The organism is Pantoea sp. S61, assembly GCF_016625145.1.
GTDB classification, from domain to species: Bacteria; Pseudomonadota; Gammaproteobacteria; order Enterobacterales; family Enterobacteriaceae; genus Pantoea; species Pantoea rwandensis_B.
In genome coordinates this window covers 227,623-240,911 of the sequence record NZ_JACVUO010000001.1, presented here as the reverse complement: position 1 = coordinate 240,911, position 13,289 = coordinate 227,623, and the positions used below count along the sequence as shown (strand labels likewise).

The 13,289-nt window shown below is 53.5% G+C and carries 14 protein-coding genes; 4 read left to right on the top strand and 10 right to left on the bottom strand.

The window, feature by feature from the left end; genetic code table 11:
- Positions 1–74 precede the first annotated feature (74 nt).
- Positions 75–401, top strand: a complete 327-nt coding sequence (locus IAE30_RS01195) for a hypothetical protein (RefSeq protein WP_045815361.1) — start codon at positions 75–77, stop codon at positions 399–401.
- Between the two features lie 35 nt (positions 402–436).
- Here the strand turns inward: IAE30_RS01195 and gabP are convergent, their stop codons facing one another.
- Positions 437–1,831 (bottom strand): GABA permease, encoded by a 1,395-nt coding sequence (gene gabP / locus IAE30_RS01190; RefSeq protein WP_045815360.1) that lies wholly within the window; start codon positions 1,829–1,831, stop codon positions 437–439.
- A 96-nt stretch (positions 1,832–1,927) separates the two neighbouring features.
- Complete coding sequence (gene gabT, locus IAE30_RS01185) at positions 1,928–3,190, bottom strand: 4-aminobutyrate--2-oxoglutarate transaminase (protein WP_200677912.1); 1,263 nt, start codon at positions 3,188–3,190, stop codon at positions 1,928–1,930.
- Between the two features lie 109 nt (positions 3,191–3,299).
- Between gabT and IAE30_RS01180 the strand changes: the two genes are divergently transcribed.
- Positions 3,300–4,793: a PLP-dependent aminotransferase family protein gene (locus tag IAE30_RS01180; protein WP_200677910.1), complete on the top strand. Its 1,494-nt coding sequence runs from the start codon at positions 3,300–3,302 to the stop codon at positions 4,791–4,793.
- Between the two features lie 55 nt (positions 4,794–4,848).
- On the opposite strand, the gene IAE30_RS01175 is transcribed toward IAE30_RS01180, so the two are convergent.
- Positions 4,849–5,706, bottom strand: coding sequence for an aldo/keto reductase family oxidoreductase (locus IAE30_RS01175; protein WP_200677908.1), 858 nt, complete (start codon positions 5,704–5,706; stop codon positions 4,849–4,851).
- Positions 5,707–5,804: 98 nt separating this feature from the next.
- On the opposite strand from IAE30_RS01175, the gene IAE30_RS01170 reads away from it, so the two are divergent.
- Positions 5,805–6,722, top strand: a complete 918-nt coding sequence (locus IAE30_RS01170; RefSeq protein WP_200677906.1) for a LysR family transcriptional regulator — start codon at positions 5,805–5,807, stop codon at positions 6,720–6,722.
- Here IAE30_RS01170 and IAE30_RS01165 read toward each other — a convergent pair.
- A complete protein-coding gene (locus tag IAE30_RS01165) occupies positions 6,697–7,305 on the bottom strand; it encodes a TetR/AcrR family transcriptional regulator (protein ID WP_200677904.1) in 609 nt (202 codons plus the stop codon). The genes IAE30_RS01170 and IAE30_RS01165 overlap by 26 nt on opposite strands.
- Positions 7,306–7,434: 129 nt before the next feature.
- Here IAE30_RS01165 and IAE30_RS01160 point away from each other — a divergent pair, with 129 nt between their 5' ends.
- On the top strand, positions 7,435–7,827 hold the full coding sequence (locus tag IAE30_RS01160) for a RidA family protein (RefSeq protein WP_045815354.1): 393 nt from the start codon (positions 7,435–7,437) through the stop codon (positions 7,825–7,827).
- Positions 7,828–7,862: 35 nt separating this feature from the next.
- On the opposite strand, the gene IAE30_RS01155 is transcribed toward IAE30_RS01160, so the two are convergent.
- The 6 genes from IAE30_RS01155 to IAE30_RS01130 form a co-directional block, all read right to left on the bottom strand.
- Positions 7,863–8,063, bottom strand: coding sequence for a hypothetical protein (locus IAE30_RS01155; RefSeq protein WP_045833176.1), 201 nt, complete (start codon positions 8,061–8,063; stop codon positions 7,863–7,865).
- The gene (locus tag IAE30_RS01150; RefSeq protein WP_234465400.1) at positions 8,060–8,578 is read right to left on the bottom strand and encodes a DUF2778 domain-containing protein; all 519 of its coding nucleotides are present in this window, start codon (positions 8,576–8,578) and stop codon (positions 8,060–8,062) included. The genes IAE30_RS01155 and IAE30_RS01150 overlap by 4 nt, the downstream gene beginning before the upstream one ends.
- 266 nt (positions 8,579–8,844) lie before the next feature.
- A complete protein-coding gene (locus tag IAE30_RS01145) occupies positions 8,845–10,311 on the bottom strand; it encodes an aspartate aminotransferase family protein (protein ID WP_200677902.1) in 1,467 nt (488 codons plus the stop codon).
- Between the two features lie 12 nt (positions 10,312–10,323).
- Positions 10,324–11,706 (bottom strand): diaminobutyrate--2-oxoglutarate transaminase, encoded by a 1,383-nt coding sequence (locus tag IAE30_RS01140; RefSeq protein WP_034829839.1) that lies wholly within the window; start codon positions 11,704–11,706, stop codon positions 10,324–10,326.
- A 215-nt stretch (positions 11,707–11,921) separates the two neighbouring features.
- On the bottom strand, positions 11,922–12,782 hold the full coding sequence (locus IAE30_RS01135) for an A24 family peptidase (RefSeq protein ID WP_234472647.1): 861 nt from the start codon (positions 12,780–12,782) through the stop codon (positions 11,922–11,924).
- A 210-nt stretch (positions 12,783–12,992) separates the two neighbouring features.
- Complete coding sequence (locus IAE30_RS01130; RefSeq protein ID WP_034829841.1) at positions 12,993–13,202, bottom strand: hypothetical protein; 210 nt, start codon at positions 13,200–13,202, stop codon at positions 12,993–12,995.
- Positions 13,203–13,289 lie beyond the last annotated feature (87 nt).

Sequence of the window (13,289 nt, the reverse complement as noted above, 5' to 3'; positions counted from 1 at the left end):
CCCTCGGTAACGTTGTTATGCCATCCATGACCAACGCTGCCCACGGATCTCACTAAAAACAGGAATACACTGCCATGACATATGAAGACCTTTACCGCCGCATCGCGATGATTGTTTTCAGCTGTGGACCGCAAGGTGCGCGCGAATTAATCGTAAAAGCTGAACTGTTTGCCGATGACGAGGGCGGTGAATACCAGTTCGATTATCTGGATGAAAACGGCGAGCCAGACTGGTTTGAACCGGATGCACAGGCGATTGGCGATTTAACTGAAGCATTGAAAGATTTCCAACACTACTTCGTTGAGCACGATATGACCGAAGGCAAGCCGGTGTGGAATAAATGCGTTGTGGTGATTAACGTGCCGGAAGAGTCGATCAGTATCGATGTGCAATATGAGTAAGGCTTCCGGGCATCCTTGCCCGGAAATCTCTGGCGTTATGAACGCACTGCCACTAACGCCTCGCGCTCGCGCAAAGCGCGTTTACGATGCACGATGCGGCTGGTGATCAATACCGCTAAGGTGAGTAAACCGGTGGCGATGATTTCTGAGCGATGCGCCGGCATAAACAACATTGAGATCAGTACACCCACGATAAACACCATGGTCGCCCAGGTTAAGCCTGGGAACAGCCACATGCGATAACTTAAGGTCTCACCCCGCGCCTCGCGCTTTTTGCGCAACACCAGATGCGAAGCCGCTATCACCAGATAAACCAGCAAAGCAATAGCCCCTGAACTGGCCAGCAGGAACTCAAATACCGCTGCGGGTGCCAGATAATTGGCAATCACCGCGAGAAATGCAGCGGCAGTTGAGGCGATGACTGCAACCCAGGGGGTACCACTGCGTGTGGTTTTTGATGCAGCGGCAGGGGCATCCTGACGACGGGAAAGCGAATACAGCATGCGAGAAGCCGTATAGAGCGCAGAGTTAAGACAGCTGCACACCGCGATCAACACCACCACATCGACGATTTGACGTGCGTAAGGAATATTCATCATCTCCATTGCCGTTTGATACGAACCGGCTTTCATCAGCGATGGGGTATTCCACGGCACCAGTGCAATCACGATGAATATCGACAGCAGGTAAAACAACGCAATACGCCAGATGACGGAGTTGGTGGCCTGCGTAATCTGCTTTTTCGGTTCACGTGATTCCGCTGCCGCGATGGTGACGATTTCCGTTCCCATAAAGGAGAACATGGTGGTCAGTATGGCGGCCAGTACGGCACCGATACCGTTTGGCATAAAGCCGTGCGTGTCATAGAGGTGAGAAATGCCTTGTGTGCTGCTACCCGGCATCAGGCCAAAGATAGCCAGACTGCCGACAATCAGGAAGGCGACAATGGCGACTACTTTCAACAAAGCAAACCAGAATTCGAACTCACCGTAATTTTTTACGCTGAACAGGTTGCTGACCGTCAGGAACGTGGTGATCGCCAGAGTATATTCCCACACGGCAATCTGCGGGAACCAACTGTGCAATATCGTGCCAGCAGCATTGGCCTCAAGCGGAATGACCAACACCCAAAACCACCAGTAGAGCCAGCCAATGGTGAATCCAGCCCAGCGCCCCAGTGATTTATCTGCATAGGTGGAGAAAGAGCCGGAGTCCGGTGAGGCAACGGCCATTTCCGCTAACATGCGCATAATCAGCACCACTAGCGCACCGGCTGCGATGTAGGCCAGTAACACGGCGGGCCCCGCTTCAGCGATGGCGTGACCGGAACCGACAAACAGACCGGCACCAATCACCCCGGCAATGGATAACATGCGGACATGACGCGGCTTTAAGCCTTGCGCGAGCGCATCGGCATTCTGTGAACTCATTGTTTTCTCCAGATTGTCTCTCGGGCTGTAACGTCGCACAGCCTGGCTGCAGCAGGTGAATAGCCAGCCCGCACGCGGGCTGGATAAGCTGAGGGCCTATGAATCCTGATGTGCGCTCAGCACGTTGCTGAGAATCTCCAGCGCCTGGCTGAATTGCGCATCCGGAATAGTGAGCGGATAGAGGAAGCGAATCACGTTGCCTTGTGGACCACAGGTCAACAACAGTAAACCGCGCGCCATGGCGTGTTGCTGGATGGCCTGAGCGGTCTGCGCCTCGGCAAATTCCACCGCGACCATTGAACCCAATGCGCGAATATCGGTGATCGCGGAGCAGTGACGACGTGCCTCATTGAGGAATTCGACCAGTTTTGCACCCAGCTTCACTGAGCGGTCACACAGTTGTTCCTCGGCAATAATATCCAGCACCGCATGCGCGGCGGCAATGGCCAGCGGGTTTCCGGCGTAAGTGCCACCCAAACCACCTGGGCCTGGCGCATCCATGATCTCTGCGCGACCACTCACCGCAGACAGCGGCATGCCGCCCGCCAGGCTTTTCGCCATGGTGATCAGGTCAGGTTTGACGGCGTAATGGTCCATGGCAAACAGCTTGCCGGTGCGACCAAAGCCGGTTTGCACTTCGTCGGCAATCAGCAGAATGCCGTGTTGATCAGCCAGCTGGCGCAGGCGAACCAGGAATTCAGCAGGGGCAATGTGGAAGCCGCCTTCACCTTGCACAGGTTCCAGCACAATGGCCGCCACGTCTTGCGGCGCAATGTCCTGAGTGAAAATGTCCTGCAGGCTTGCCATCGCATCATCAACGCTAATGCCGGTCACGCTGTTGGGATAGCGAGCGTGCCACACGGAGGCGGGCATTGGGCCAAAGTCACGCTTATAGGGAGCCACTTTGCCGGTCATCGCCATCGTCATAAAGGTACGGCCATGGAACGCGTTACCGAAAGTGATAATGCCGTGACGGCGTGTGGCGGCGCGCGCAACTTTAACGGCATTCTCTACCGCTTCAGCACCGGTTGAGAAAAAGGCAGTTTTGGCTTTACCGGCGATGGGCACCACTCTGTTGATGCGCTCTGCCAGGCCGACATAGCTCTCGTAAGGCGTCACCTGGAACGCGGTATGGGTGAATTTTTCTAACTGTTCCGCGATGGCTTTCACAATGCGCGGATGACGGTGGCCGGTGTTGAGCACCGCGATACCACCGGCGAAATCGATCCAGCTATTGCCTTCAACGTCACGCAGCGTCGCATTCTCTGCCTGATCGACATACCACTTGCAAAGATTACCGGTGCCACGTGGGAGTGCGTCATCTTTGCGTTGCTGCAGCTGGCTGTTTTTACCTTCCATAACCTTTCCTTAGCGATAAGCGTCTTTACAAATCACGACAAACACGCTTATTTATCCCTGCACTAAGGTTTGTTGCCAGAGCCACTTTTACAGAAAAGGATGGAGCCAATTGCGGAGTTTGTACGCCGATCATGTATTAGAACGTTTGCAGTTTATGCCGGAAGGGACGTTGCAGCAGCGCCTGTTGGCGTGTATGCAGGCGGCGATTGCTGAGGGGATTTTTCCACGCGCCACGCGATTACCGGCCACGCGCGATATGGCACGGGAATTATCGGTGTCACGTAATACCGTACTTAACGTTTATGAAAATTTGATGTCACAGGGCTATGTTACCGCGCGCACCGGCAGCGGAACCTGGATCGCCGAAACGCTGCCTGAAGGCTGTTTAAACAGCCCGCGCGGCGATGACCTGACGCTGCCGCTCAGCGCGAAAACGGCGGCGATTTCTAAACGCGGTGCATCGCTGTTGGGCCATGCCAACGCCTCCCCTTATCAATGGGGCGCGTTTGTGCCAGGCGCGCCGGATGTCACGCAGTTCCCGCACAAACTCTTTAGTCAGATTCAGGCGCGATTGAATCGCGAGCCCGATATCGATCGGTTGATTTACAGCAGCAATGGCGGCTGCCCGCAATTGCGACAGGCGCTGGCGGACTATCTCAGCGTGGCCCGTTCGGTGCGTGCGGATGCGGATCAAATCATCATCACCGAAGGCATCCATCAGGCGGTTGATCTGGTCACGCGCGTGCTCTGCGATCCGGGGGATACCGCGTGGATTGAAGAGCCCGGCTACTGGGGAACGCGTAATCTTTTACGAATCAATGGGCTGAAGATTCAGGCCATGCCGGTCGACGATCAGGGCATTATTCCTGACTTACCGCCCCGCAGTCGGGCGCCCAAAGTGATATTTGTGACACCGTCACACCAATATCCATTGGGCGTGCATCTCAGCCTTGAAAGACGTAAGCAGTTGCTGGATTTGGCCAGCAAACATAAAACCTGGTTGGTAGAGGATGACTACGACAGTGAGTTTCGCTTCGCGGGGCAGCCTTTTCCTTCGCTGCAAGGTTTTGAGCCCGATGCGCCGGTGATTTACATGGGCACGTTCAGCAAAACGCTCTATCCGGCACTGCGACTGGGTTATCTGGTGGTGCCAAAAGCGCTGGCTCAACCCCTGCGCGTTGCGGCGGCGGAACTCTATCGTGGCGGGCATCTGCTGGTGCAGCGGGCGCTGGCGGAGTTTATTCAGAAAGGGCATTACATGGCGCACATTCGTCGCATGCGCAAACTCTACAGTCAGCGTCGTCGCTTCTTAGCCGGTCTGATTGAGCGCTATCTTGGCGCTGATTTTATGCCTCGCGTCAATCATGAGGCGGGTTTGCATCTGGTGATTAACCTGCCTGCGGGATGTGATGATGTGGCGATTACCGCTCTGGCGCTGCGACGCGGCGTGAAGGTCAGGCCCTTATCGCAATATTATATGCATCAACAGGAGCGGCGCGGTTTGCTGCTGGGCTATGCCTGCGTGGATGAGCGTCAGTGTCAGGATGCATTTGGCGTGCTGAAGGCTTGTTTGGTGGAGAGCGGGGTTATCGCGCGTTCATAGGCCGGTCCGCTGTTAAAAAGGTGATGGGCGGCCCGCAGGCCGCACCCTTGCAGGACTAAGCGATGCTGTTTAAACGCTGCACGACATCGTGACTCAACACAAGATCGCCACTGGCGAGATTCTGCTGGAGATGTTCTGGTGATGATGTGCCGGGAATCAACAGAATGTTCGGCGAACGTTGAAGTAACCAGGCCAGTGCGACCTGCAATGTAGTGGCATTCAACTCCTCGGCCACTGCGGTGAGCTGCCCGGATTGCAGCGGGGAGAAACCACCCAATGGGAAGAACGGCACATAAGGAATGCCCTGTGCAGCAAGTTGATCGACCAGCGCTTCATCCTGACGATTCGCCAGGTTGTAAAGGTTCTGCACACAGGCGATCGGCGTCATTTTCTGCGCATCGGATACTTGCTTGGCCGTCACGTTGCTCAGACCGATATGCTTAACCAGACCGCGCTCTTTAAGCTTGATCATCGCTTCGACCTGCGGTTCCAGTGAGCCTTCAGCCGGTGCATGCACGTCGAGCATCGAGCGCAGGTTCACGACTTCCATCACCTCCAGACCCAGATTACGCAGGTTATCTTCCACCGCCAGCGTCAACTCATCGGGCGAGAAAGCGGGCAACCAGCCTCCTTTCGCATCGCGGCGGGCTCCGACTTTGGTGACGATCACCAGGTCATCGGAATAAGGATGCAGGGCTTTTTTTATCAGTTGATTGGTAATGTGCGGGCCGTAAAAGTCGCTGGTATCGATATGATTTACGCCCGCAGCGACGGCATCACGTAGCACCTGCAATGCCCGATTCTCATCGGCTGGCGGCCCGAATACGCCTTTGCCCGCCAGCTGCATAGCGCCATAACCGAGGCGTTTAACCTGACGATCACCCAAAGTATAGGTATTTGCGTTGTGAGACATGGAAAACCTCCTTCGTCGATGTGTGTACAGATTGTAATCGACACATGGCTGTGCAACTATCCGGTTAAATCAGGACACAGTGTACGGAATAGCGAACAATGGCATTGGATATTGCACTGCTGCATGCAGTGGTGGCGGTGGCAAAAGCGGGTGGGTTCCGTGAGGCGGCCCGCATGACAGGAAGCAATCCTTCACGTTTAAGCGATGCCGTAAGGCGAGCGGAGGAGCAGTTGGGTGTCCGGCTGTTCAATCGCACCACGCGTACCGTCGCACTCACTGAAGCAGGCAGGGCGTTAATGACGCGCCTAATGCCAGCCATGAATGAAGTGGATGCGGCACTCGATTCGCTTAATCATTTTCGCAGCACACCAGGCGGCACGTTGCGGCTCAATGTGCCGGTTAGCGCAGCCCGACTGGTTTTGCCCTCCATCGTGCCCGGTTTTCTGGCGCGTTACCCCGATATTCAGTTGGAAGTGGTAGCGGAAAGCAATGTGCAGGATATCTTCCGTGACGGTTGTGATGCGGGGATTCGTTACGACGATCATCTGGAGCAGGATATGGTGGCGCTGCCGATTGGCCCACGCGTGCAACGCTTTGCCGCTGCGGCGTCATCCGCCTACCTGACTCAATTTGGTACCCCTCAACATCCACGTGAGCTGCTACATCATCGTTGTTTATATGGCCGCTATGCCACTGGCGTGATTGCTGATTGGGAGTTTGAAAAGGGCGAAGAGGTGGTGCGTTTACAGCCGAAAGGGCCATTGATATGCAGCATCGGCGCGGCTATGGATCTCACCGTCGCGGCCGCGATATCCGGCGCAGGCGTGGTGTATTTGTTTGAAGATTGGATCAAACCCGCGCTGGACAATGGCAGCCTGCAACCAATACTGAGCGATTGGTGGCAGAGTTTTTCCGGACTGTGGCTTTACTATAACGATCGTCGTTTGATCCCCGCACCGTTACAAGCCTTCCTCGACTATGTGCGCGAACTTAATGCGCAGCCGCAGGCGGGTTAACCAGCAGTCCGGACATCAATACGCGAAACGCATCAACCGCGCGCGGAAGCGCAGCCACCGGCTCGCTGGAGGCGGCAATCCACAACGCGGCATTCAAGGCGGCACCGTTCACCAGATGAGCCGCCGCTTCAGTATCCATTGGCTTCACTGTGCCTTCTGCAATCAGCGCAGAGAGCATGTCTGCCGTGGTGCGCAGACAGGCAGTTTGATTGGGCCACTGTGAAGGATCGCCGAGCACAGCGGGACCATCAAGCAGCATGATGCGTTGCACCTCTGGCTCCAGGGACATCTCAATGTAGGTAATCGCTTCCGCCAGAAAGGCATGCCACTTTGATTCAAACTGCTGCCCAGCGGCACGCATCTGTACCAAAATCTCTGCGTCGATCTGGTCGATAACGGCTTGTAATAGGCCCTTTTTATCGCCGAAATTGTGATAAAGCGCCCCCCGCGTCAGCCCTGCTTCAGCGGTCAGATCATCCATTGATGCGGCGCTATAGCCTTTCTCCGCGAAGGCCCTTCGAGCAGCCCCAATCAATTTTGCCCGCGTTTCTTCTACCTGTTCTGTTCTTCGTTTGGCTGCCATAGCAACTCCAAAAATTTGCATTGACATACGCTGCGTATGTTATCCATATTAATACATACGCGGCGTATGTTAAAGCGATAACCGGCTTAGCTACCCGGTTTCACCCTTTTTTCCATCAGGAGAGCGATTATGAACAAACGTGATGCCATTTTTCCAGCGGGACGTCAGGCGCTGTATGAAATTAATCAATATTCTGCCGCAATACGTTCCGGGGACCTGTTATTTGTCTCGGGCCAGGTAGGAAGTCGGGATGACGGTTCTGCGGAACCTGATTTTGCACGTCAGGTCAATCTGGCGTTTGAAAACCTGCAAGCCGTGCTGAAAGCGGCGGGATGCACTATGGATGATGTGGTGGATGTCACCAGTTTCCATACCGATCCTGAAAACCAATTTGCCATCGTGAATGAGGTGCGTTTACGGCATTTCGGTGAGCCGCCGTACCCAAACTGGACGGCAGTGGGGGTAAACTGGTTGGCGGGGTTCGATTTTGAAATCAAGGTGATCGCGCGAATTCCTCAGTAGTTCAGCGTGCCGCACAGGGAGGTGTGTCTGTTGAATCAGCGCGCCCGGCGAACAATCTGCAATACTGCCAGGGCAATGATTGCAGAAATAGCAGCCTTGATCAGAAGTAGGGTGAAATCGTATTTGTCCATCGCTGTTTCACCATCACCGGATACGCTGACTAAATGGCTAATGAGTCCATCGGGGATCAACACGATGCCGGCAATAAGGATGATAAAGAAAATCAGTATTTTCATTTGATTTCACACTTTGAGTAATCAGGAACACCGCGCACATCAATTCGCCCATAGGCAAGCAACCCATTGCCACCGGGAACCTTGAATTTAGGCCGACTGAGTAGCGTACGCCTCAGGCTGTGGAATTCATTGGCACGATAAAGTGTAATGCAGCCCCATGAAACCCCAGAGCCGTCAGTATTCAGCGGGTGCAAACGAAAACTGCCACGACGATTGCCGTTTACAAAAACATAATCGTTCATGGTTTGACTGTTATAGAGAGCAAACCATTCCGCATGATGATTGCGATATAAATGTGCCATATCTATTGCCTCAGCACGTAGGCGGTTTAAAAAACTCCCCTCTGGACGATCAACTATCCAATATGTGACAGGCGGAATAGCCGCTTTTTCTTTATCTGAGCAGTCGGGATTATTTATGTAACGTTCAATTCCCGATAATACGTCAAAAGTACCAATGCCATAGCATTCGAGTGGCAACGTTTTACCATCTCGCGACAGCTTCTTGTAATCCATGGTGCAAACCTGCATCAGCAACACTCCTGTCATCAATGTCCGGTGAATGGCAGCGCAGAATGAAGGCGTTTATACCAGTCAGGAATAGAGAGAGTTTACACAAGGATATATGGCTATTAAGTGACAAGAAGGGAATTATTCGACCGATCAATATGTTATCAAAATCATCCTGGAAATGGGGTGCTGGATATTTATAGTTAAAGATGGCAGGCAATAAAAAAGCCGATAACCGTTGCCAGTTATCGGCTTGATCGCATAGGTCGAAATTACGCGTTCAGTAACTGATTCGCGGTTTTCTCAACCAGCGCCAGCAAGACTTTGATGTCTTCCAGCGTCACGGTCGGGTTCAGCAACGTCAGTTTCAGGCAGGTAATGCCCTGATTTTCAGTTACGCCAACGTTAGCACGGCCTGAATCCAGCAGCGCATCGCCGATACGCTGGTTGAACAGAGCAATCTGCGCGATATCGGTCAGTTGCTCTGGACGATAGCGGAACAGCACGCTTGCCAGTTGTGGCTGCATCACCAACTCAAGGCGTGGTTCTGAAGCAACAAACTTCGCCACTTCCTGTGCCAGCGTCACACCGTGATCGATGATCGCGGCATACTGTTTCTGACCCAGCGCTTCCAGACCCATCCACAGTTTCAATGCATCGAAACGACGCGTGGTCTGCAGAGATTTGGATACCAGGTTAGGAACACCGGCTTCTTCATCGAACTCAGAGTTCAGGTAAGCCGCCTGATAACGCATCAGCTCGTAGTGACGTTCGTCTTTCAACAGGAATGCGCCACAGCTGATGGTCTGGAAATACTGTTTGTGGAAGTCGAGAGTCACCGAATCCACTAACTCCAGGCCGTCCAGGTAGTCACCATATTTTTCAGACAGCAGCAGTGCACCACCCCAGGCTGCATCGACATGCATCCAAATGTTGTGCTCAGCTGCGATGCCCGCGATTTCGCGCAGTGGATCAATCGCACCCGCATCGGTAGTGCCAGCAGTCGCGACAATCGCCAGAATCTGCTCGCCATTGGCTTCGGCCTGCGCCAGTTTGGCTTTCAGGTCTTTGACGTCCATACGTGCGAACTGATCAGACTTCACCTGCACCACAGAATTGTAGCCGTGGCCAAGCAGCGCCATGTTTTTCTGTACCGAGAAGTGCGCGTTCTCAGAACACAACACTTTGATCTTACGCAGATCGCCAGTGATGCCGTCCAACTGCACTGAATGACCTTGACGCTGATAGAACGCATCACGCGCCAGCATCAAACCCATCAGGTTGCTTTGGGTGCCACCACTGGTGAACACGCCAGCATCGCCTGCTGGGTAACCCACCTGTGCGCGCAACCATTCGATCAGTTTGACCTCAATGATGGTGGCAGAAGGGCTCTGATCCCATGAGTCCATGCTCTGGTTGGTGGCGTTGATCAACACTTCTGCAGCCTGGCTAACCACCAGGCTAGGGCAGTGCAGGTGCGCCACACACTGTGGGTGGTGCACTGACAGGCTGTCTTTCAGGAAATACTCAATCGCGCGTTCAATCGCGGCCTGGTTACCCAGGCCGTTTGGATTGAAGTCGAGCGTGATACGCTCGCGCAGTTCGGCAACGCTTTTGCCTTGATACATCTCAGGCTGTTGCAGCCACTGCACAACCGCGGCGCTGCTCTGGGCAATCGCCTGCTGGTACGCCTCAATGCTCTGTGCAGAGGCGGCCAGAATCGGGTTTACTTCAGACATTTACTCTTCCAATCAAACAGGTTTGACGCCAGCGCCAATCAGCGCCTGCTCAAATTTATCCAGGAAAATCGCCAGCTCTTCGTTGGTGATCAGCAGTGACGGCAACAGACGCAGTACTGCACCGTGACGACCGCCACGCTCCAGAATCAGACCTGCTTCGAAGCACTTCTTCTGCAGCAGTGCAGAGAGTTCACCATCAGCCGGCAGGCTACCCATATGGTCAGCCGCTTCGTTTGGTTTAACGATCTCGATACCGATCATCATGCCCAGACCGCGGATGTGGCCGATAACCGGGAAGCGCTTCTGCATCTCAGCCAGCTGTGCTTTCAGCCATTCACCTTGTTCAGCCACTTTACCGGCGATGTTCTGCTCGGTCAGGACTTTCAGGGTGGCCAGACCGGTTGCCATCGCCAGCTGGTTGCCGCGGAAAGTACCGGTGTGGTGACCTGGAGACCAGGCGTCGAACTGCTTTTTGATACCCAGAACAGCCAGTGGCAGGCCACCACCTACTGCTTTAGACATCACGATGATATCTGGCTCAATGCCTGCGTGTTCGAAGGCAAAGAATTTGCCGGTACGGGCAAAGCCAGCCTGAACTTCATCAAGAATCAGCAGAATGCCGTGTTCCTGAGTCACTTTACGGATGCGCTGCAGCCACTCGACCGGAGCAGGGTTCACACCGCCTTCACCCTGAACGGCTTCCAGGATAACAGCTGCAGGCTTGCGCACGCCGCTTTCCACGTCGTTGATCAGGTTTTCGAAGTAGTAAGTCAGGGCTTTCACGCCCGCTTCACCGCCGAGACCCAGTGGGCAACGGTACAGATGCGGGTAAGGCATGAACTGCACTTCTGGCATCATGCCGTTAACGGCTTCTTTCGGTGACAGGTTGCCGGTCACCGCCAGCGCGCCATGAGTCATACCATGGTAACCACCAGAGAAGCTGATCACGCCGCTACGGCCCGTGACTTTCTTCGCCAGCTTCAGTGCTGCTTCAACCGCATCCGCACCGGAAGGACCGGTGAACTGCAGGCAATATTCTTTACCCTGGCCAGGCAGCAGCGAGAGCAGAGATTCTGAGAATTGATCTTTCAGAGGTGTCGTCAGATCAAGAGTATGTAACGGCAAGCCGCTGGTAATGACATTTTGGATGCTCTGCAGAACATCAGGATGGTTATGACCAAGTGCCAGCGTCCCTGCGCCAGCCAGGCAGTCAAGATATTGTTTATTCTCGACATCTGTGATCCACACGCCGTTGGCTTTGGCAATCGCTAAAGGCAACTTGCGCGGGTAGCTCCTGACGTTTGATTCAAACTCAGCCTGACGGGCCAAGAATGCGTCGTTGTTTCCATTGAATGCGTTGGCACCAAAATTATCAATACGGACTTTATCCGTCATCATATCTCTCCTTCAACCGGGGCTCGTGATGGCTGGCCGATTGACTAGTTGAACAAAAAAGTATCAGTGGTTTAAAAAACGCGGCCAATATAGAGCCTTTTGACGTACATCACAATGATTTATTTTGTTTAGATTTGTTTATTCTTTTCATATAGGAATCAGGGCGTTGGCCACTAATTGGCCGGCTATTTTAGCGCCAGCAGATGAAGTGGTTATTAAATAATCGTGTTAATAAAAAGACTTATGCCCGCCAGAGCAATCCAGGGACCAAAAGCAAGGGGTTGATGAAGGTCACGTTGCCAGCCCATTTTGGCGATAAACAGCGCACAAATTGCCCCGCTACAAGCCAGTAACAGCACATAGGGTAAAAGTGCCCAACCCAACCACGTGCCTAATGCTGCTACTAACTTTGCGTCTCCCAAACCCAATGCCAGTCTCCCGCTAAAATATTGATATATATAGCGGATTAGCCAGAGCGCGCTGTAACCCATCACCGCACCAAAGACGGCATCACGGAGTGAGCCTGGTAGCCATTCGACGGCCTTTAATAATAGCCCAAGCCAAAGCAATGGCAGAGTGATGACATCTGGCAACAAATAATGCTCGTAATCGATAATCGCGACGGTCAGCAGCAGCCAAAACAGCACAAGTAGGGCGAGCAGTGATTTATCAACCGGGAGGAGCGCGACAAATAATAGGCTGATTGTTGCACAAGCAGTTTCTGTTAACGGATAGCGCAGGCTGATAGCACAACGGCAAAAATGACACCGACCGCGTAGTAACAGCCAACTCACGACCGGGATATTGTCTCGCCAGCGCAAACACTTTTTGCAAACCGGACAGTGTGAAGCCGGTTGCCGTAAATCCACGCCATTGCCTGGCTGTAAAATCTGCAGTGGCACGCGATGAATAACGACATTAATAAAGCTACCGATGCTTAAGGCTATCACCGTAGCCAGCAACCACAGTATCCACTCCATGTTGACCTCTTTTTCCTTACCAGTTTCATCGAAAAGAAACCTACGCCTGAAGCGCGAAGGAGGCGAGTATCTGCGGGGAATTACGGCGTTTTTCATCGCGTTTCTCGATCGGTGTTCAGGCAATGAGGAACATATGCCGTTCGCGACTTACCCGGTACCGCTTCACCATTGGAAGGATGAGTGCCTAAAACTCTTCAGCGGGTAAACAGGCGGTGCAGAGTGGTGGGAGTAAGACGGAGTCTGTGGTGATGTTGGATGCGTATAGCGAAAGGCGCACTGCTCACAGAGCTAACAGCAGCCAATGCATCATGACTGCTGTTTGAACATCTGGATGGCTTCCTGCACGTTGCTGGTAGCCAGGGACATCACACGGTCATTATTGAGAAACACGTCATAGTGACCTGCATTGTAGCGGAAGACGTAAAGATCTCCGCGAAAGCGCAACCCTTTGGTTTTCACCCCAATATGATGGCGACGCAGGGCAGCCTGCGCCAGCCTGTCAGCTCCAGTGTTCATCTTGATCCCCTCCATTCGTTTAAACGCCAATAACCCGACATAGAGTATGGTTTGAAGCTTAGCTTAACCTTAAGAACAGTGCTGCCA

What these genes read in the sequence shown, in the direction of transcription:
- IAE30_RS01140 (WP_034829839.1), bottom strand. Translation starts at nt 11,706, where the DNA reads ATGACGGATAAAGTCCGTATTGATAATTTTGGTGCCAACGCATTCAAT.
- IAE30_RS01155 (WP_045833176.1), bottom strand. Translation starts at nt 8,063, where the DNA reads ATGAAAATACTGATTTTCTTTATCATCCTTATTGCCGGCATCGTGTTG.
- IAE30_RS01150 (WP_234465400.1), bottom strand. Translation starts at nt 8,578, where the DNA reads ATGGATTACAAGAAGCTGTCGCGAGATGGTAAAACGTTGCCACTCGAA.
- IAE30_RS01160 (WP_045815354.1), top strand. Translation starts at nt 7,435, where the DNA reads ATGAACAAACGTGATGCCATTTTTCCAGCGGGACGTCAGGCGCTGTAT.
- gabP (WP_045815360.1), bottom strand. Translation starts at nt 1,831, where the DNA reads ATGAGTTCACAGAATGCCGATGCGCTCGCGCAAGGCTTAAAGCCGCGT.
- IAE30_RS01165 (WP_200677904.1), bottom strand. Translation starts at nt 7,305, where the DNA reads ATGGCAGCCAAACGAAGAACAGAACAGGTAGAAGAAACGCGGGCAAAA.
- IAE30_RS01145 (WP_200677902.1), bottom strand. Translation starts at nt 10,311, where the DNA reads ATGTCTGAAGTAAACCCGATTCTGGCCGCCTCTGCACAGAGCATTGAG.
- IAE30_RS01130 (WP_034829841.1), bottom strand. Translation starts at nt 13,202, where the DNA reads ATGAACACTGGAGCTGACAGGCTGGCGCAGGCTGCCCTGCGTCGCCAT.
- IAE30_RS01175 (WP_200677908.1), bottom strand. Translation starts at nt 5,706, where the DNA reads ATGTCTCACAACGCAAATACCTATACTTTGGGTGATCGTCAGGTTAAA.
- IAE30_RS01170 (WP_200677906.1), top strand. Translation starts at nt 5,805, where the DNA reads ATGGCATTGGATATTGCACTGCTGCATGCAGTGGTGGCGGTGGCAAAA.
- IAE30_RS01195 (WP_045815361.1), top strand. Translation starts at nt 75, where the DNA reads ATGACATATGAAGACCTTTACCGCCGCATCGCGATGATTGTTTTCAGC.
- IAE30_RS01135 (WP_234472647.1), bottom strand. Translation starts at nt 12,782, where the DNA reads ATGAAAAACGCCGTAATTCCCCGCAGATACTCGCCTCCTTCGCGCTTC.
- gabT (WP_200677912.1), bottom strand. Translation starts at nt 3,190, where the DNA reads ATGGAAGGTAAAAACAGCCAGCTGCAGCAACGCAAAGATGACGCACTC.